Genomic DNA, 14392 nt, shown 5'->3' with positions numbered 1-14392 from the left:
ACCAGCATCACGGAATCGACAATGCTTAGATTTGGTACGGGATACACACGAATAATGTATCCGTTGCAACTCGATGAGGCCCCGTCCTGGCTCGAGTCGATGTTCACGTCGGAGATTGGGTTCGCTGTATTCTTCGGCATCTGTATCCTCGAGGGGGCGATGCTCTTGCGGTTCATGCCGAGTGAACTCGTCGTACCTGCCGCGCTCGCGCTGATCGGTTCGACGATCTCGCAGGCGATCGCGATCATTGTACTCGCCGTCGTCGGGACGACGATCGGTCAGTTTTGTCTCTTCTGTCTGGTCCGTCGCGGCGGGCGCGAATACGTCCTGCAGAAGCGCTGGTTCCCGATCACGGAACCCAAACTCGATCGGTTCGACGGCTGGTTCGACCGGTGGGGGCCACTCGCCGTCCCGGTGAGTAACACGATGCTGTTCGTCCGCGGCCTGCTCACTGTTCCCGCCGGCCTGTCGGAAATGGACGGACGATTGTTCGTCGTACTGTCGGCTGCGGGATCGCTATCCTTCCAGACGATTCTCGCCAGTCTCTACCTGTTCGGAGGTCACCTGCTCGCGTGACGCGGACGCGGCCGTTCGTGGCTCGATCGTCGGTGAGGAAAAGCCGATGTCAGCCGTTCAGTCGCCGCTTTGGCGGTACATCGGGAGGCGGAACCTGACCCCGGCATCGTGGAGTTGCCACCTGACCTCGAGGCTGGCCCACGTCAGCCCGGTCAAAAGCACGATCCCGATCGCGGCGAAGTCCGACGACCCCATCCAGACTGGACTCGCGAAGAGCAAGGCGTTGTAGATCCGGTGGGGGAGCGCCCACTCGACGACGCCGCCGAGATACTCGAGGGGTTCGAACGTGATCATCCCCTCTCCGCCATCACCACCGCCCTCGCTGCCGATCTCTTCGGGCGTTCTGGACTCGAGGCCGAGGGCGGCCGCGCTCTGACCGCTCTGGCTCTCGTCACCGGTCTCGAGGCGTTCGGCTTCGTAGGGGAGCGTCGATCCGACCTCCCACACGATTTCGCCGGACTCGTTGACCTCCATCACGCGGTTGCCGTGGGTGTCGGTGATCAAGGTGTTCCCGTTCGGGAGTCGATCGGCGTCCCGCGGCCACTGGATCCGATCGTCCTCCCACAACCAGGTTCGCTTCCACTCGCCGTCCTCGCGCTGGAATTCCTTTATCTGGCCGTTCTCGGAGTCGGCGACGACGACGGCCGGACCGCCGTCGCTCTCGGGGATGAAATCAGGGTTGTGCTGCTCGTGGAGGATATCGTGTTCGTTCTCGCCACCGAGCGTCCAGTTCCCCAGCAGCCCCTCCTGTCGGTCGAGGAAAACCACTTGATCCTGATTCCGCAGGCTGGCCATGATACGGCCCTCCATCTGACCGCTCTCGATGTACTCGACGTCGTTGATGTGGGCCCAGTCTCGAGGCCACGAGTGGCCACCGTCGAGCGGGAAGTCGCTCTGAGCATCCCAGAGCCACTCGACGACCTCCGTCTCGGTGTTCACGACGAAGACCTGGTCGGAGACCATGTCGGCGACGACGACGTGCGTCTCGTTGATACGATCGATGTCGTGCCACTCACCGGCGTACTCCTTGTAGTCGTAGCGCTCGTAGATGACCTCGACGTCGCCGGTCTCGAGGTCGGCACGTTCGATGACGTTTCTGGTACACGGCGGATCACCGCAGGTCGGTCCCGCTGTGTGGATCGTGTCCGTCGCGGCGTACTCGACGGTCAGCGGATCGCCGTCGACCGGATCGACGTCGAAGTACTTCGTCCGCGAATTGTTGTAATAGAGGACCTCACCGTCGGGTGCATAGGCGGTAATGGTCCCCGCACGTCCCGATTCGGTGACGACGGTATGATTTTCTGTCGCCGGTGCGTCCGGAACGCTCTCTTTCGAGGCCGTCGAAATTCCCTCCGCGGATGCGCTGGCGGCGACGGCTGCCGCCGATACGAGGATGAGAACGGCGAGTGTGGCTCGGAGCCGATTTCTCGTAATCTCCGAGCGAACGCGAGCAAACGAGGGGAGCGATTGCGCATTCACCAGTCCATCACCATCGAATTCTCGATCACCGTCGGTGGCACCATCCCTTGACGCTTTAAAATCGAGCTATTTGTACTTTTTCTATATACCTCGTTGAGATTCGTACAATTCAGTCAGTCAGTGGGTCTCAATCGCTCTCGTCCGTTTCGGCTCGTCTCGTCGTGAGAACGGGCACCGGAGACGTTTGAATGACCCGCTCGGTGAAACTGCCGAGGAGGTGACGGTCGAGACCAGTGTGGCCGTGCGTTCCCATCACGACGAGATCGATCCCCTGCGAATTGGCGTAGGCCGTGACCTCGCGCGGCATCGATCCGGTTTCGAGAGTCGTCGTCACGTCCTCGATGCCGGCCGCTTCGGCAGTCGCTTTCGCCTCGTCGAGAACGTTCTGAACGTTCTCCTCGAGTTGCGCGGGGAGCTCTGCGGATCCGGCATCGATCACTTCGGGGAGTTCGTCGACGACCGAAAGGAGGTGGAGCCGCGCACCAGTTCGCTTCGCGAACGTCGCCCCCAGTTCCAGCGCTTCCGTCGCGTGATCGCTCCCGTCGGTCGGAACGAGAATATCAGTGTAGGGGTACGTCAGCGTCACGTCGTCGGCGGAACGAGCCGTCAATACCGGAACCTCGCTTCGGTTGACGACGTAATCCGTCGTGCTCCCGAGCACGTACTCCTCGAGTCCGCGTCGACCGTGCGCACCCATTACGACGAGATCGAAGTCGTCGGCGGTCGCATGTTCGACGATGACGGATCGAGGATCCCCCTGAATGACGTCCGTCACGACGGACACGCCCCGTCGCTCGGCCATCTCGACTGCAGCCGACACGATTTCGGCGCCTTCCTGCTCGCGGACGTCGCCGTCGAGGCGCGTGAGACTCGGCTGGTTCGTATCGGTGACGTTGAGTAGGTGAACTGTCGCTCCCCGTTCGGCGGCGATGTCCAGTGCGTGTCCGAGGGCAGCGTTCGAAGGGTCGCTCCCGTCTATCGGAACCAGGATTCGAGCGAGCATGCAACAGCTTCGTCGTCGATCCGCTTACTCTTGTGGGAACGTAGTATGTATCCTGCGCTACCGCTGGTGGCATGGACGTGGAATATCTCGGGCCGTAGACGCAGGATATGAGGGCCTGTGGAACAGCGAGAGGACGACCTGTCGCTATCGATGAACTCGACCAAAAAAGGGCCACGAGACGCCGAGACCGCGCGTATAGAATCGAGTGCTAGACCGATTCGACGCGTATTTCGCCGTCCGCCGTGATCGAAATCAGACAATCGCAATACCCGAACGTGACCGATCCACTCGAACGAAGTCCGTCCGCACGCGGTTCGAACAGTCGCTCGAGCGCGTCTGCGTTGATCGAGTAATGGAGCGGGTCGAGCTCGGTTACGTCCTCGTTACAAAATGTTGCAACGGCCTCCGCTACGGCAACGCTAAGCGGTTGGTCGTCGAGTCGATCGTACTGCACTGAATAGTGATCCCCCATCGTAGTCGACGGTGATCGTGAACTCGTCTCGGTCATAGTTTGTACGTACCCCCAGTACGTCAATGGGAAGTCATCTCTTCGTTCACGAGTTGTTGCAAAGAACCTGATCGTTAACTGTGTAATAGCTGCGTCGAAAGAGGGTTAATCAGTTAACCCCCTCCGTCGTCGGTCCGTCGAAAAGCGACGCGAACAACTTTCGTTCGGCGGATCGGACGTGTTTGTGGAATGCAGGCGAAGAAATGTCGAGTGACGCCGCTATCTCCTCGCCAGTCGCCTGTCGGGGCCAGTCGAAAAAACCGCCGTGGTAGGCGGTCTGCACCACTTCTCGCTGGCGATCCGTGAACGTAGAGAGCAACGTGTTGCGGGCGGGGCCGCTAAGCGTCGACAGGTCGTCAGTTGTCTGTTCGCGTCGAGCGACCATGTGGACTGACGGACCGCTCCGGTTAATTCCCGATAACACTTCTCGAATCTCGACTCCGTCGGGAACGTCCACGATTGCACGGCCGCCCGATTCCTCCGCGACGAACTCCCGTAACCGCGCCCCGTGTGTATCAGCGATCGTTCCCAGAAATGGCTCGGTGAACTGTAGCTGGAGTAACGTTCCGCCGTCGTGTTCGGCGATAATCGAAACCGCGCTAATTCCGTCGAGCGACGTGCAATCGACTGCGTCTGCGAGGCCGTCGATCGACCCTTCGATAGCGGCGAAAACGATCTGCGTTCCGTCGGTACGTGCTGTTGCACCTTCGTACGTAACCGGTTTACCGAGCTGCCCGGCGAACTGAGACAGCGTGGCGTCCGCTGCAACCTCGAGTTCCACTTCCGTGCGGTTGTCGCCCAGTAACACTTTCTTTCGTTTGACGGCGTCGATCGCGTAGGCGATCGTCTCTCCGAGTTTCGACAGTGTCGATCGAAGCGTTTCGTCGAACCCGTCCCGTTCCTCACTGTAAATCGAGAGGACACCGTAGAGGAAGTCGTCGTACACGAGCGGGACCGCGTACACGGATTGAAAGTTTCGGGACAGGGCCGCGACCCGCCACTCGCCGTCGTGGACCGACTCCGCGATGTTGCCGACGTAGATTTCGGTCTGCGTGCGGGCCGCTCGTCCCGCCGGTTCGGCGGCTGTATCGTCGACTGCGGTCACAGTTACGGCGTCGAGATAACCGCGCTCGAGCCCGTCGTGTGACCACGGCCGGAGCTGGTTGCCGCTGGGATCGGGCTCACCGATCCAGGCCAGCGAACACGGCTCGAGGTCGACGAGACGTTCGGGAATGCCGCGTTCGATCTCCGTTCTGGAGTCGGCCATCAACAGGAGCTGTTCGATTTCCTGGCGCACGTCGTTGGCGTCGTTGAGCCGCTCGAGATGTTCGTTCTGCTGTTTTAGTTCTCGCTCACGTTCTCGCAACCGACGCGCCCGGCCGATTCGATCGAGTGCGGCCTCTGCCGCGGTCGCAAACAGCTTCGCGAGTTCGACGGCGTTGGTATCGTACTCCCCGATGGTTTCCGAGTGCGCAACGAGAACCCCGTGTTCGCCAAGCGATACGTACAGACCGCTCCGTGCATCGGTCATCTCGTCGTAAACGATATCGGCGGTTCTGACGTCGTCGTAAACGGTCGGCTCGCCGGAGACGAACGTCTCCCAGGCGATGCTGTCGTTTGGCTGGAGCCGAGGTGGCGAGCCGAACGTCGACTCGAACGCCGGAGAGGTCGCCGCCGGAACGAGTTCGTTTTCCTGGTCGTCGAACCGGTAAACCGCGCTGGCGAGATCGAGAACGTCGCTTGCGACGTCCACGATGTACTCATAGGCCGTATGGTCCGATTCGACAGCCAGGAGATGGCTCGTCGCTTCGTGAAGGGCGCCGAGCGCGTCCTGATACCGAACCCGCTCGGTGACATCGCTTGCGACGCCGATCACGCGGTTGACACCGCCGTCGGCCCTGATCGGTCGGTACCACATTTCGAAAACGCGATCGCCGAGCTCCCTACGCGAGTGAACTGATTCGCCCTCGAGAGCCTCCTGCGCGTCGTCGCGAATGGCAGGGTAGTCCTCGAGTAAGTCTGAATAGGACGTGTCGACGATCTCTTCGGAGTCGAATCCGAGGTTCTCGAGGCCACGACCCTCCGAGAGCGTGAAGCTGCCATCGGTGTCGATGACGAACAGGACGAGGGGGGCGTTCTCGACGAGCGTCTGTAATCGCTCCGTTCGTTCGGCCAGATCCTGCTCGCGCTCGATACGGTCGCTTACGTCACGCCAGTAGACGGAGATTCCCGACGGGGACGGATAGATGTTCGCCTCGATCCACGCGTCGTATGGTTCAAAGTAGGCTTCGATAGTTTGTGGCTCCTGTGTGTCCATTGCCTCGATTGCAGCGGACTGGAAATCCGTTCCCTTCATGTCCGGAAAGACGTCGAGGATCTTCTTTCCGAGCAAGTCAGTACGTTCGTGATCGATCAACTCGAGCGTGCGCTCGTTGACGTAGCTGAAGCGCCACTCCGAGTCCAGCGCGTAGAACGCATCGGTCACGCGTTTGAAAGATTCGTTCAACTCCTGTTCGATCCGGTGATACTCCGTAATGTCCCGGATCGACGCGACGATACCGTCTATGGGATCGTCTTTCAGGCAGTTCGTGAGCGAAGCTTTGTGAACGAACCACGAACCATCTGCGTGTTGACACGTGTACTCGACTGTTCGTGTCGATCCCGTGCCGGCCTCGCCCACGGCCTCGAGATTGTCGATCACCTTCTGGGTATCATCCGAATGAACGTAGTCGAAAATCTGGGACCCGCGCAGTTCGTCCCGATCGAATCCCCCGACGCGTTCGACGCCGGGACTGACGTACTTGATCGTCCCGCTTTCGTCAGTGACGACGATCAGATCCGACGACTGTTCGATGACCCTTCGATACCACTCCCCCGAGCGGTCTGATTCGGACTGCAACGGGGTGAACCCAATCGTCCGCCGGAGCCGATGGGCCAAAAGCGGGGGCTCCTGAATGGTCGTCTTGGCAACCACCTCGGCGGCACCGTCAGCGAGGAGTCCGTCGATCGACTCGTTTGCCGCCGGGTCGACAGCGTAAACGATCGGACAGCTCCCGTCGATCGCTTCGAGAAGGTCACGATCGTCGGTCAAGATACAGTGTGTTCCGTCGAGCAGTTCGTCCGTAAGTTCGGAAGCGGACGAGACGGTTCCTGTTATCGTCACCGATTCATCCGCGAGTCCCGCCGTCGACGTCCGGAGCCACTCGGACGAACCGACGGCGAGCGTTCGAACGGGAATCGCCTCGGATTTCTCGAGACCGCGAACCATACTCCTGCTGAGGCCGGCGGAGGTAAAAACTTCGCGTCGGTTTCAGGTCCGACAACCGGGCCGATACTGGCTTGGCATCCGGAACCGGCGAAACTGACGAACCAACGAAACCCACGAAACCGGCGAAACCAGTCAGCGCGGCGTTCCTGGAGCAGCCGACGCCTCGCGTCTCGAAACTAGTACGTCGCCTCCTGAACGAGACCTCAATCCCCCGCGAGTGGCGCGTGCTCGACCCGATAGCCGTCTTCGATCCGATCGACCGTTCGTGCCTTCCGGAGTTTGATCTCGCGTTCCATTTTCGTCACGACCGGCGTCTCGTAATACTCGGCGTCGTACGAAATCGGCTTGCCGGCCTCTCGGCGCCGTTCCACGAACGCCCGGTGGCGCTCGAGACGCGAACGGCCGACCGACTGCGATAGAGCTGGCACATCCTCGACGCGTTCGTCGAACACCTCGACGAACGCGTTCTCGAGTTCCGAACCGATCGAGTGCCGGCCGGCACACATCGCCGCAAGCGTAGTCGTCCCGGTTCCCCAGAACGGATCGAGGACGGTGTCGCCGTAGGTCGAGTACATACAGAGGAGACGGTACGGGATCTCGAGCGGGTAGGCCGCCGAGCGTTCCCGAAGCTCCTCGTCTCCCTCATTGATCGTCTGCAGTTCGCCCACGACGTCAGTCCAGACGTCGGAGAACCAGCGGTTGCGCTCCTCCCAGAAGTACGCTGCCTCGTACCGACGGTCTGCTCGCGGCTCGAACTCGCGACTCGTCCCGCCGTTTCGGAAGACCAGGACGTACTCGTGTTCGAGGGTAACGTAGGCGTTCGGCGGAATCATCCCGCTGCCCATGAACTTGGCTACACTGTTGGCCGGTTTTCGCCAGAGAATATCAGGCAACGGTTCGAATCCCCGTTGCTCGAACGCTTCGAGAATCCGGGCGTGGTTCGGATAGACCCGAAAACTTCCGTCGACCGACCGCGTCGCATCACCCACGTTGATACAGGCGATCCCGCCGTCGACCAGCACCCGCTCGAGTTCGTCCCAGACGTACTCGAGCTGGGCGTGCATCGCATCGAACGCCCGACGTCCGTTCCCCGACGCCAGCGCGTCGCTGATCGCCGGATCGAGTTCAGCAAAGAGGTCGTCCCACATTTCGATCATCGGATACGGGGGGGATGTCACGACGAGTTCGACGGAGCCGTCCGCTACCTGAGAGAGCTCGCGCGAGTCACCGACGAACACCCGATGGGTCGTCTCCATTGCGTTGACAGTGTTTGCGTCGCTCCCTTAGCTCCTTCGTCAGCGCGACGTCTTGAACGATTTCCCACGAACGCGACGTGAATCTTTCGAAGACGCGATCGTCGAGCTCCCTGCGCGACTGAATCAGTAGAACGTGTTACAAGCGGCCCTGTCTCGATGAACCACGGCCTTATGTGTGAAAGCGCTCGGGCACACACGAGTCGATCGTCTCCGGCCGGTTGCGTCCGCTTATTCCTCGGTCTCGTCCTCCAGTTCTTCCCCTTCCATTTCCTCGGATTCCTCGACGCTCTCCTCGGTCAGTTCGTCCCCAGCTTCCTCGCCCGTCGCCGGCTCGAACTCTTCGATCGGTTCCCATTCCTCCTCTTCGCCGCCGGAGAGTCGTCGTCGGAGAAACGCTGCCCCGGCCAGAACACCCAGTGCGAGCAACAGTTTAGGCAGTCGCCGCGATTGGGATTCTACTTCCACCTCGTCGGGTGTCGCTGTCGACGTGGTCGCCTCCTCGGCCGTCTCTCGGACGTCTTCGATGATATCGGGCTCCTCAATCTCCTCGATCGGGGTCGCTTCGAATTCATGTGACTGCCGACCCACGAGAAACCCGACGGCCGCACCCAAGCCTAACAGCGCCCCTGCAAGTGGAATCTGACCGCTGGATCTCGAGCCGTCAGCCTCTTCGACGGCCTCGAGAATGGAATCGCGCATCGGCGAATCCATTCCCTTGTTGACCGCCTCTTTAACGATAAGCTCGGACAGCGTCTCGTCCTGTTGGTCTGTCTCAGGCATAATCCGCCACGACCACACCACCGCACATAGTTCTATCCACTGTTTCCGTCGAGGTGGGACTTCCGCGCCGCGTTATTCGTCGGCTAATCGTTCAGGAAACGTTCACACTGTTCGTCACCTCCCGGTTTGAAGCCTGATACCGATCCGTCAAACCCGTTTTCGAACCATCGACTTTCGGGTCACGAATGGTCCTACGGACTCGAGAAGACTGTTTGAACTCGTTTTTTGCGTCGAGGCAGTACCTGAATGGTGGCGATCGTTCCACCGGCCTGAAACACATCTGGTATCGAATACGATTCCAATCTCGAGCAGCGTGACCGACGCAGACGGCCGAGACTGTTTCGGCTCAGGCTACCTTAGTGGCGTACACGACAACTGTTTCATTCAGTAAAGGAATCACGATCGGCGATTTCCGTCTCGAGAGGTATACTGGCCACAATTTCTGCTCTATCATGGTATAATGGCTACCATAACGAAAGGCATACCGCCGCAACGTGATAGAGTATGAGCGTTCTGCGCCAGCCTGAGGTTCTTGGTCAGACGGCGCGACGGCGCGTCGTCGGCGTTACCGCCGCCCTCTCGGCCGCGGCGGTCGAAACGCTCGCTGTCGGTATCTGGTTCGGTCTCGTCGTCGACTCGCGAACGACGTCGACAGCGCTCGCAGGACTCGGTGTACTCTTCTGCGGGTCGTTGCTCCGCTCAGGTGTCTTCGGTGCGACAGTGAGCGACCTCGGCGACCTCCTGGAACCACGGCGCCTCGGTGCAGCACTCGTTCTCACCACCGGATGGGTCCTCTGGCTGCTCGTGGCTGAGTTGGTCGGCGACCGGCTCGGAATTGTCATCGGAACGGCCGTCTTGACCGGTATTCTCACTACACAGTTCATTTTCGAACGGCACGTCTTTCGCCTGCGATCGAGCTGCAAGACATCGTTCACGCCCGTGGTGCCTGCCCTACTGATGGCGATGGGTGCGTCGATACTGCTCGTTACAGCCTGGTTCACCTCGTGGAGCCTGTCATCACCACCGATCACGCTGGTCGGTACGACGGTCTCCATCCGGATCGTCGCCCTACAAATCGGCGGCCTCGTCTTTGGACTCTTCGCGTTCCTCGCACACCAGCGTCGGTTTCAACGGCTTCTTGCCTCTTGAGGCATCGCCTCGATATCCCGTGAACGGTTATTTTCCTTCTGCGCCGACGTTCTGATTGCTCTCGAAGGAAGCCGGATCAGGCTCGATAGCCGCGTATTGCACGGCCCGTCGGCCCAGCGTCGTTACGCGCGTCTCGAGACTCGAATCGACGAACTCGCCGTCTTCGAACGCTGTACTCGCGCTCGGAATCGCCGCCTCGTGCGGAATGACCCACGCGTTCAGTGCCCGAGCAACCGACCGCATGTGCTCGAGTGCCGTCACGGGGAACGATCCGCCCGAGACGGCCAGCAAGCCGACAGTCTTCTCCTCGAACTCGTCGAATCCACAGTAGTCGAGTGCAGTTTTCAGCGGCGAAGCGTACGAGCCGTGGTACATCGGCGACCCGAGAATGATCGTGTCGGCCTCGCGGACGCGAGTCGCCAGTAGTTCGGCGTCACCCGCGTTCGTGCGGTCGCGGTCAGCGTCGAAGATCGGTAGTTCGTACTCCCGGAGGTCGAGCAGTTCGGTGGTCGCCCCGGTCCGTTCGGCGGCCGAGAGTGCGTGCTTGAGTGCGGTCCGGGTGTGACTTCCGTCCCGGAGACTACCACAGATCGCAGCTACGTGGACGTCGCTGTCGCTCATGGGTACGCGGACGACGGGGAGCAAAAAAAGCTGCCGGAATGTTCTAGTCGCGTATACGACGGGGATTCGTCGGCGACGGCGGACGGCGACCTGCGATCCGATGATCATTTCCTGTTCGAATCGAACTGATCGACGTGCCATCGCTCGTCTCCGTGTTGGTCGGCGAGGTCCTCTCGCGCGTGCTGACGCCCGAAAATGCGGTGATCACGCCGCGCCTGGAAAGCCTCGTTTCGTTGATAATCAGAACGGTCAAGCGCTCGATCCCGTTTCAGTTCGGCATCTAGGGGGCGGCGTTCGGGGCAAGGGTCGTCGTCGGCGTCTGTCTGAAAACCGCGTTCATACTCGTCACGATCGGTGTGTTCTCCATCGCTTGAGTCCGCACAGGTCCGACCATCGAGGCCTACCGTCGCCGACCGACGTCACGATTGGAACGAAAAACCACGCGACACACAAGTTCCGGACTGTAAGCCGAAGCTGCACTGATGGTCCGGTTCCTCGCGTCTCGGCCGACGCCACCACACCTGTCCGAAAATGGCGCGCCGCGAAAAGAGCGAGCGCTGTATTACTTGGGTTACGTACTCGAGGCGGTCGTATTCGACGTCCGGACGCTTCCGTAGGCACCGACGAGCGACAGAATCGCGATGATCGCACCGGCGAGACTGTTGATCCCGATTACCAGTTCGCGTTCAATACCGAAGATGAACGGGGAGGCCACGATCCAGATCCCGAGCAACGCGAGTACTCCGGCGATAACGACGCTTGGCGATCGGTTTTCGCCGATTCGATAGGCGTGATATGCGGCGAGAACCGCGACTAGAGCACCGACGACGACGTTGTGAATACCCATATAGTCAGTAATGGTGAAAACGACCGCCGATACCATGACGAACACGCCGAGAACCGCCGTCAATCCGGCGGTTCGTTCGACCAGCACCGATGCATCGTCCGCAATTTCTGTTCGGCTCATACCCGATCTATTGTTTACGCACATATTTGATCCCATCGGTAATGTATTGTATCTGCTATGTCTGTGAACCGTTGCTCGTCCACGAATCCGCGATCCAGTGTGCGCGAACCGAGACGATCGCTTCTCGGCTCGTGTTCGATCCGGACCCGGGACCCGATACTCGAAGGCCGTACGGCGAGCGGAAGGCGAGATGTGCGTTCCAATCCGACGGGCGAGCTCTCGTTGGCGGGGTGGAAAAGCGGCCCCAGACGAGCCAGTTCAGGCTTGCCGCTTATTATAGACGGGAACCACTCCTCGCACGTGAGTGAACTCTCCGATCGACTTCTGTTACTGCTCGTCGCGTTCGGTAGCCTTGGTACTCTGATCCTCGCGTGGTTCGGGGGCTTTCTCGTCGCCGGGACCAGCGGGTGGGTCGAAACTGTCGGCCTGTCGCTCCTCGCGCTCCTTCTTTTCGGCATACTGATCGGAATCTGGCACGAGTTAAAAGCCATCGACCCGGACCAACGCTAAGACCGTCACCGGGAAGGGCGAAGGACAGTCTCGAGGGTGAGTTGACCGGCCGGTCGATACCCACAGCGACTCGAAGCCGCTGTTTCCGGGGGGCGGGCGCCGCAGTTCCATCACCGACGCGTCTCGCTTTGCCCCTTGCAAGTCACCACCAGACGTTTCTTTCTGCACCGACGGTGGGTACGAATATGGGATACCGGGAGCAGACGATCAGGACGAGGCATCGTCGGCCCGGTTTTCAGCGACGACTTACCGACCTTGAGGAGACGAGCGATTGGGTCCAGCAACTCGAAAATACGTTGCGCGCTGTGGTCCAGCACATGGACGCCGTTTCGACCAACGGGCCCTATCGATGTAGCGAGAGCCTGCTACTCGTTCGTCGACGGGAAATACACTCCGGAGTGTTGGCTATCAACGGACGATGTGACGATCGCCGGTCGTCTCTCTCGCCTCGATACTCTCTGCCGCTGGCTCGCCTACACACTACTCATCTCGCCCTCGTTACTCTCCTGGTAGTCCTCGATACCATCGAAGCGGGGGTAGCCGAGCCAACGGCTGGCGTCGGACGCTCGGACCGCAATACCACCTCGCTTTCGCGAAGGCTGACGCTGTGACCCAGTCCGACGCCTTCACCTCCCAATCGAATATCTGTCAGATTTGTTGCAGACGGTGCGGTGGGAAGAAAGTCGGACAAGAACGGATCCGCGTGCCAACCCTCCGTGTTTCATCTCAGAGAGCAGTACTCGAGATTCGAGCTCGGAAATCCTCCCCACTGGCCTGCTATCTGACACATCGAACGTCAGTTCGTGGTCACGGCGGGTTCACGACGATTGGAAACAGCTATTGGAGTGGTCGTAAACAATTTTCGATGTGATCGGGTCAGACGCGGAGCGGCGACGGACGATCGGTATCTGTGAAGGCTGTGGAAAGGCAGCCGTCGTGTGGCTCTCAGTGGACGGATCTATTCGATCGGTGAGCGGCTACAACGCTTGCCCGTGTACCGAGGCTTCATTTCGAGCGGTAGAAGACGCTGAGTCGCCTCACGACTAGGTCTGAACGGCCAGACATCTCGGCTCGAGAGTACGGTAACAGAACCGGACACACTACACACCGCGTCCACGACTCTTCGATTCGGCTTCGAGCGGGTCGATACCGACTGCGGGTCCGTCACGGGTGAACCCTGCACGAAGAGGGATCGCACACCCAGCGAGTTCCTCGGCGAAAATGCATCGTTCGTGGACTATAGTGATTAGCAGAGATACTCATAGATTTGCGGTGAGTTGAGTGCTGGCAGAGCCATTGAGAGATATTCGTTGACGTCATCGAGTGTTCGAAAGAGGTGGTTGGCTCGGCCCTCACGGAGCTGTCGCCAACAGTTTTCGAGCGGGTTCATTTCCGGCGAATGCGCCGGCAAGAATTCCAGAAGCAGGCCGTCTGCGGCGGCCTGCTTCTTCAGCGTCTTCGCGATGAAGTAGCTCGCATTGTCCAAGACAATGGCGAGCTTCTTGCCGAACTCGTGCTGTATCGCCCGAAGAAAGTGCTTTGCGATTTCAGCGTTGAACCGATTCGACGTCAGAGCAACAAAGCGCTCACGGTCGTCGGTGACTGCTCCGAGCATGTTCACCTTCTCACGAGCGCCCGAGACCGGCAGTCTCGGGCGCGAATTCACCGGGAACCAATCGGGTTTTTGCTCGGTTGCGACTTTCTGCGTGTGTTGGTCGATGGCGACGATTCGATACCCTTCAGCCTTCAGCGTCGGCCACTTTTTTTGAACTCCGCACGCCAGCGTCGCTGTTCTTCTGGGTCAGCCTGGTAGTGAATCGGCCGGGCTGTCTGGACCGACAGCCCGGCCTTTTTCATCAGGCGGTACATGTGCGCGAGAGAATACTTAACGCCGAAGTTCTCGGCGATGTATTCACGGACGAGGGATGGTCTCCAGGCTGGTGCGTCGATGCCAGCTTCTGACGGCGGCGCCTGAAGCGTCGCCGTCAGTTCGTCCCACTGGTCGTCGGTAAGGCGAGGACGGCTCCCGCCACGAGGGAGGTCGCCGAGCGCGACGCCCTCGCGCTCGGCGACAGTGTCGATCCAGTCGTAAACGGTCTGTGCGGGGATCCCAAGGAGACGTTCAATCTCGTATGGAGAAGAGCCATCGGCGTAGAGCAGTGCAACGGTCAGACGTTTGACTGCCTTTGGATCAGTTTCCGTGCGCAGTTGCTGGCGCAACTGCTCCTCATCGACATCAGCCAGCTTCTTTCCCCATCCGGTCATACCCGTCTCT

At 60.1% G+C, this 14392-nt stretch carries 14 protein-coding genes; 4 read left to right on the top strand and 10 right to left on the bottom strand.

Translation table 11 applies throughout. The features are described 5' to 3' along the window. Positions 1–54 precede the first annotated feature (54 nt). Positions 55–576, top strand: a complete 522-nt coding sequence (locus NJU76_RS16410) for a DedA family protein (RefSeq protein ID WP_254530427.1) — start codon at positions 55–57, stop codon at positions 574–576. A gap of 57 nt (positions 577–633) precedes the next feature. On the opposite strand, the gene NJU76_RS16405 is transcribed toward NJU76_RS16410, so the two are convergent. From NJU76_RS16405 to NJU76_RS16380, 6 genes are all read right to left on the bottom strand, one after another. Beyond that, a complete protein-coding gene (locus NJU76_RS16405; protein ID WP_254530426.1) occupies positions 634–2055 on the bottom strand; it encodes an arylsulfotransferase family protein in 1422 nt (473 codons plus the stop codon). 127 nt (positions 2056–2182) lie between these two features. Continuing rightward, positions 2183–3058, bottom strand: coding sequence for a universal stress protein (locus tag NJU76_RS16400; RefSeq protein WP_254530425.1), 876 nt, complete (start codon positions 3056–3058; stop codon positions 2183–2185). A 208-nt stretch (positions 3059–3266) separates the two neighbouring features. Next, a complete protein-coding gene (locus NJU76_RS16395) occupies positions 3267–3566 on the bottom strand; it encodes a HalOD1 output domain-containing protein (protein ID WP_254530424.1) in 300 nt (99 codons plus the stop codon). A 109-nt stretch (positions 3567–3675) separates the two neighbouring features. Further along, positions 3676–6834, bottom strand: coding sequence for a PAS domain S-box protein (locus NJU76_RS16390; protein WP_254530423.1), 3159 nt, complete (start codon positions 6832–6834; stop codon positions 3676–3678). Positions 6835–7037: 203 nt separating this feature from the next. After that, positions 7038–8090 (bottom strand): DNA-methyltransferase, encoded by a 1053-nt coding sequence (locus tag NJU76_RS16385; protein ID WP_254530422.1) that lies wholly within the window; start codon positions 8088–8090, stop codon positions 7038–7040. 228 nt (positions 8091–8318) lie between these two features. Then, positions 8319–8870 (bottom strand): hypothetical protein, encoded by a 552-nt coding sequence (locus NJU76_RS16380; protein ID WP_254530421.1) that lies wholly within the window; start codon positions 8868–8870, stop codon positions 8319–8321. Positions 8871–9374: 504 nt separating this feature from the next. Between NJU76_RS16380 and NJU76_RS16375 the strand changes: the two genes are divergently transcribed. Beyond that, positions 9375–10019 carry a hypothetical protein gene (locus tag NJU76_RS16375; protein ID WP_254530420.1) on the top strand — a complete coding sequence of 215 codons (645 nt, stop codon included), beginning with the start codon at positions 9375–9377 and terminating at the stop codon, positions 10017–10019. Between the two features lie 27 nt (positions 10020–10046). Here NJU76_RS16375 and NJU76_RS16370 read toward each other — a convergent pair whose 3' ends face one another. Beyond that, complete coding sequence (locus NJU76_RS16370) at positions 10047–10640, bottom strand: NADPH-dependent FMN reductase (RefSeq protein ID WP_254530419.1); 594 nt, start codon at positions 10638–10640, stop codon at positions 10047–10049. A gap of 134 nt (positions 10641–10774) precedes the next feature. On the opposite strand from NJU76_RS16370, the gene NJU76_RS16365 reads away from it, so the two are divergent. Next, positions 10775–10924 carry a hypothetical protein gene (locus NJU76_RS16365; RefSeq protein ID WP_254530418.1) on the top strand — a complete coding sequence of 50 codons (150 nt, stop codon included), beginning with the start codon at positions 10775–10777 and terminating at the stop codon, positions 10922–10924. 287 nt (positions 10925–11211) lie between these two features. Here NJU76_RS16365 and NJU76_RS16360 read toward each other — a convergent pair whose 3' ends face one another. Continuing rightward, positions 11212–11607, bottom strand: a complete 396-nt coding sequence (locus NJU76_RS16360; protein ID WP_254530417.1) for an SPW repeat domain-containing protein — start codon at positions 11605–11607, stop codon at positions 11212–11214. Positions 11608–11907: 300 nt separating this feature from the next. Here NJU76_RS16360 and NJU76_RS16355 point away from each other — a divergent pair, with 300 nt between their 5' ends. Next, positions 11908–12117: a hypothetical protein gene (locus tag NJU76_RS16355; protein WP_254530416.1), complete on the top strand. Its 210-nt coding sequence runs from the start codon at positions 11908–11910 to the stop codon at positions 12115–12117. Between the two features lie 1246 nt (positions 12118–13363). Here NJU76_RS16355 and NJU76_RS16350 read toward each other — a convergent pair. Further along, positions 13364–13867 carry an IS630 family transposase gene (locus NJU76_RS16350; RefSeq protein ID WP_256566664.1) on the bottom strand — a complete coding sequence of 168 codons (504 nt, stop codon included), beginning with the start codon at positions 13865–13867 and terminating at the stop codon, positions 13364–13366. Beyond that, the gene (locus tag NJU76_RS16345) at positions 13864–14382 is read right to left on the bottom strand and encodes an IS630 family transposase (RefSeq protein WP_254530415.1); all 519 of its coding nucleotides are present in this window, start codon (positions 14380–14382) and stop codon (positions 13864–13866) included. The genes NJU76_RS16350 and NJU76_RS16345 overlap by 4 nt, the downstream gene beginning before the upstream one ends. Positions 14383–14392 lie beyond the last annotated feature (10 nt).

The sequence above is a fragment of the Natrinema gelatinilyticum genome (assembly GCF_024266705.1).
Lineage (GTDB): Archaea > Halobacteriota > Halobacteria > Halobacteriales > Natrialbaceae > Natrinema > Natrinema gelatinilyticum.
The sequence above is the reverse complement of the archived record's forward strand: the minus strand, read 5'-3'. Positions and strand labels throughout refer to the sequence as shown.

Excerpts from the sequence above, each read along its gene's own strand:
- NJU76_RS16410 (WP_254530427.1), top strand. The coding sequence starts at position 55 with ATGTATCCGTTGCAACTCGATGAGGCCCCGTCCTGGCTCGAGTCGATG.
- NJU76_RS16400 (WP_254530425.1), bottom strand. The coding sequence starts at position 3,058 with ATGCTCGCTCGAATCCTGGTTCCGATAGACGGGAGCGACCCTTCGAAC.
- NJU76_RS16395 (WP_254530424.1), bottom strand. The coding sequence starts at position 3,566 with ATGACCGAGACGAGTTCACGATCACCGTCGACTACGATGGGGGATCAC.
- NJU76_RS16390 (WP_254530423.1), bottom strand. The coding sequence starts at position 6,834 with ATGGTTCGCGGTCTCGAGAAATCCGAGGCGATTCCCGTTCGAACGCTC.
- NJU76_RS16385 (WP_254530422.1), bottom strand. The coding sequence starts at position 8,090 with ATGGAGACGACCCATCGGGTGTTCGTCGGTGACTCGCGCGAGCTCTCT.
- NJU76_RS16380 (WP_254530421.1), bottom strand. The coding sequence starts at position 8,870 with ATGCCTGAGACAGACCAACAGGACGAGACGCTGTCCGAGCTTATCGTT.
- NJU76_RS16375 (WP_254530420.1), top strand. The coding sequence starts at position 9,375 with ATGAGCGTTCTGCGCCAGCCTGAGGTTCTTGGTCAGACGGCGCGACGG.
- NJU76_RS16370 (WP_254530419.1), bottom strand. The coding sequence starts at position 10,640 with ATGAGCGACAGCGACGTCCACGTAGCTGCGATCTGTGGTAGTCTCCGG.
- NJU76_RS16360 (WP_254530417.1), bottom strand. The coding sequence starts at position 11,607 with ATGAGCCGAACAGAAATTGCGGACGATGCATCGGTGCTGGTCGAACGA.
- NJU76_RS16345 (WP_254530415.1), bottom strand. The coding sequence starts at position 14,382 with ATGACCGGATGGGGAAAGAAGCTGGCTGATGTCGATGAGGAGCAGTTG.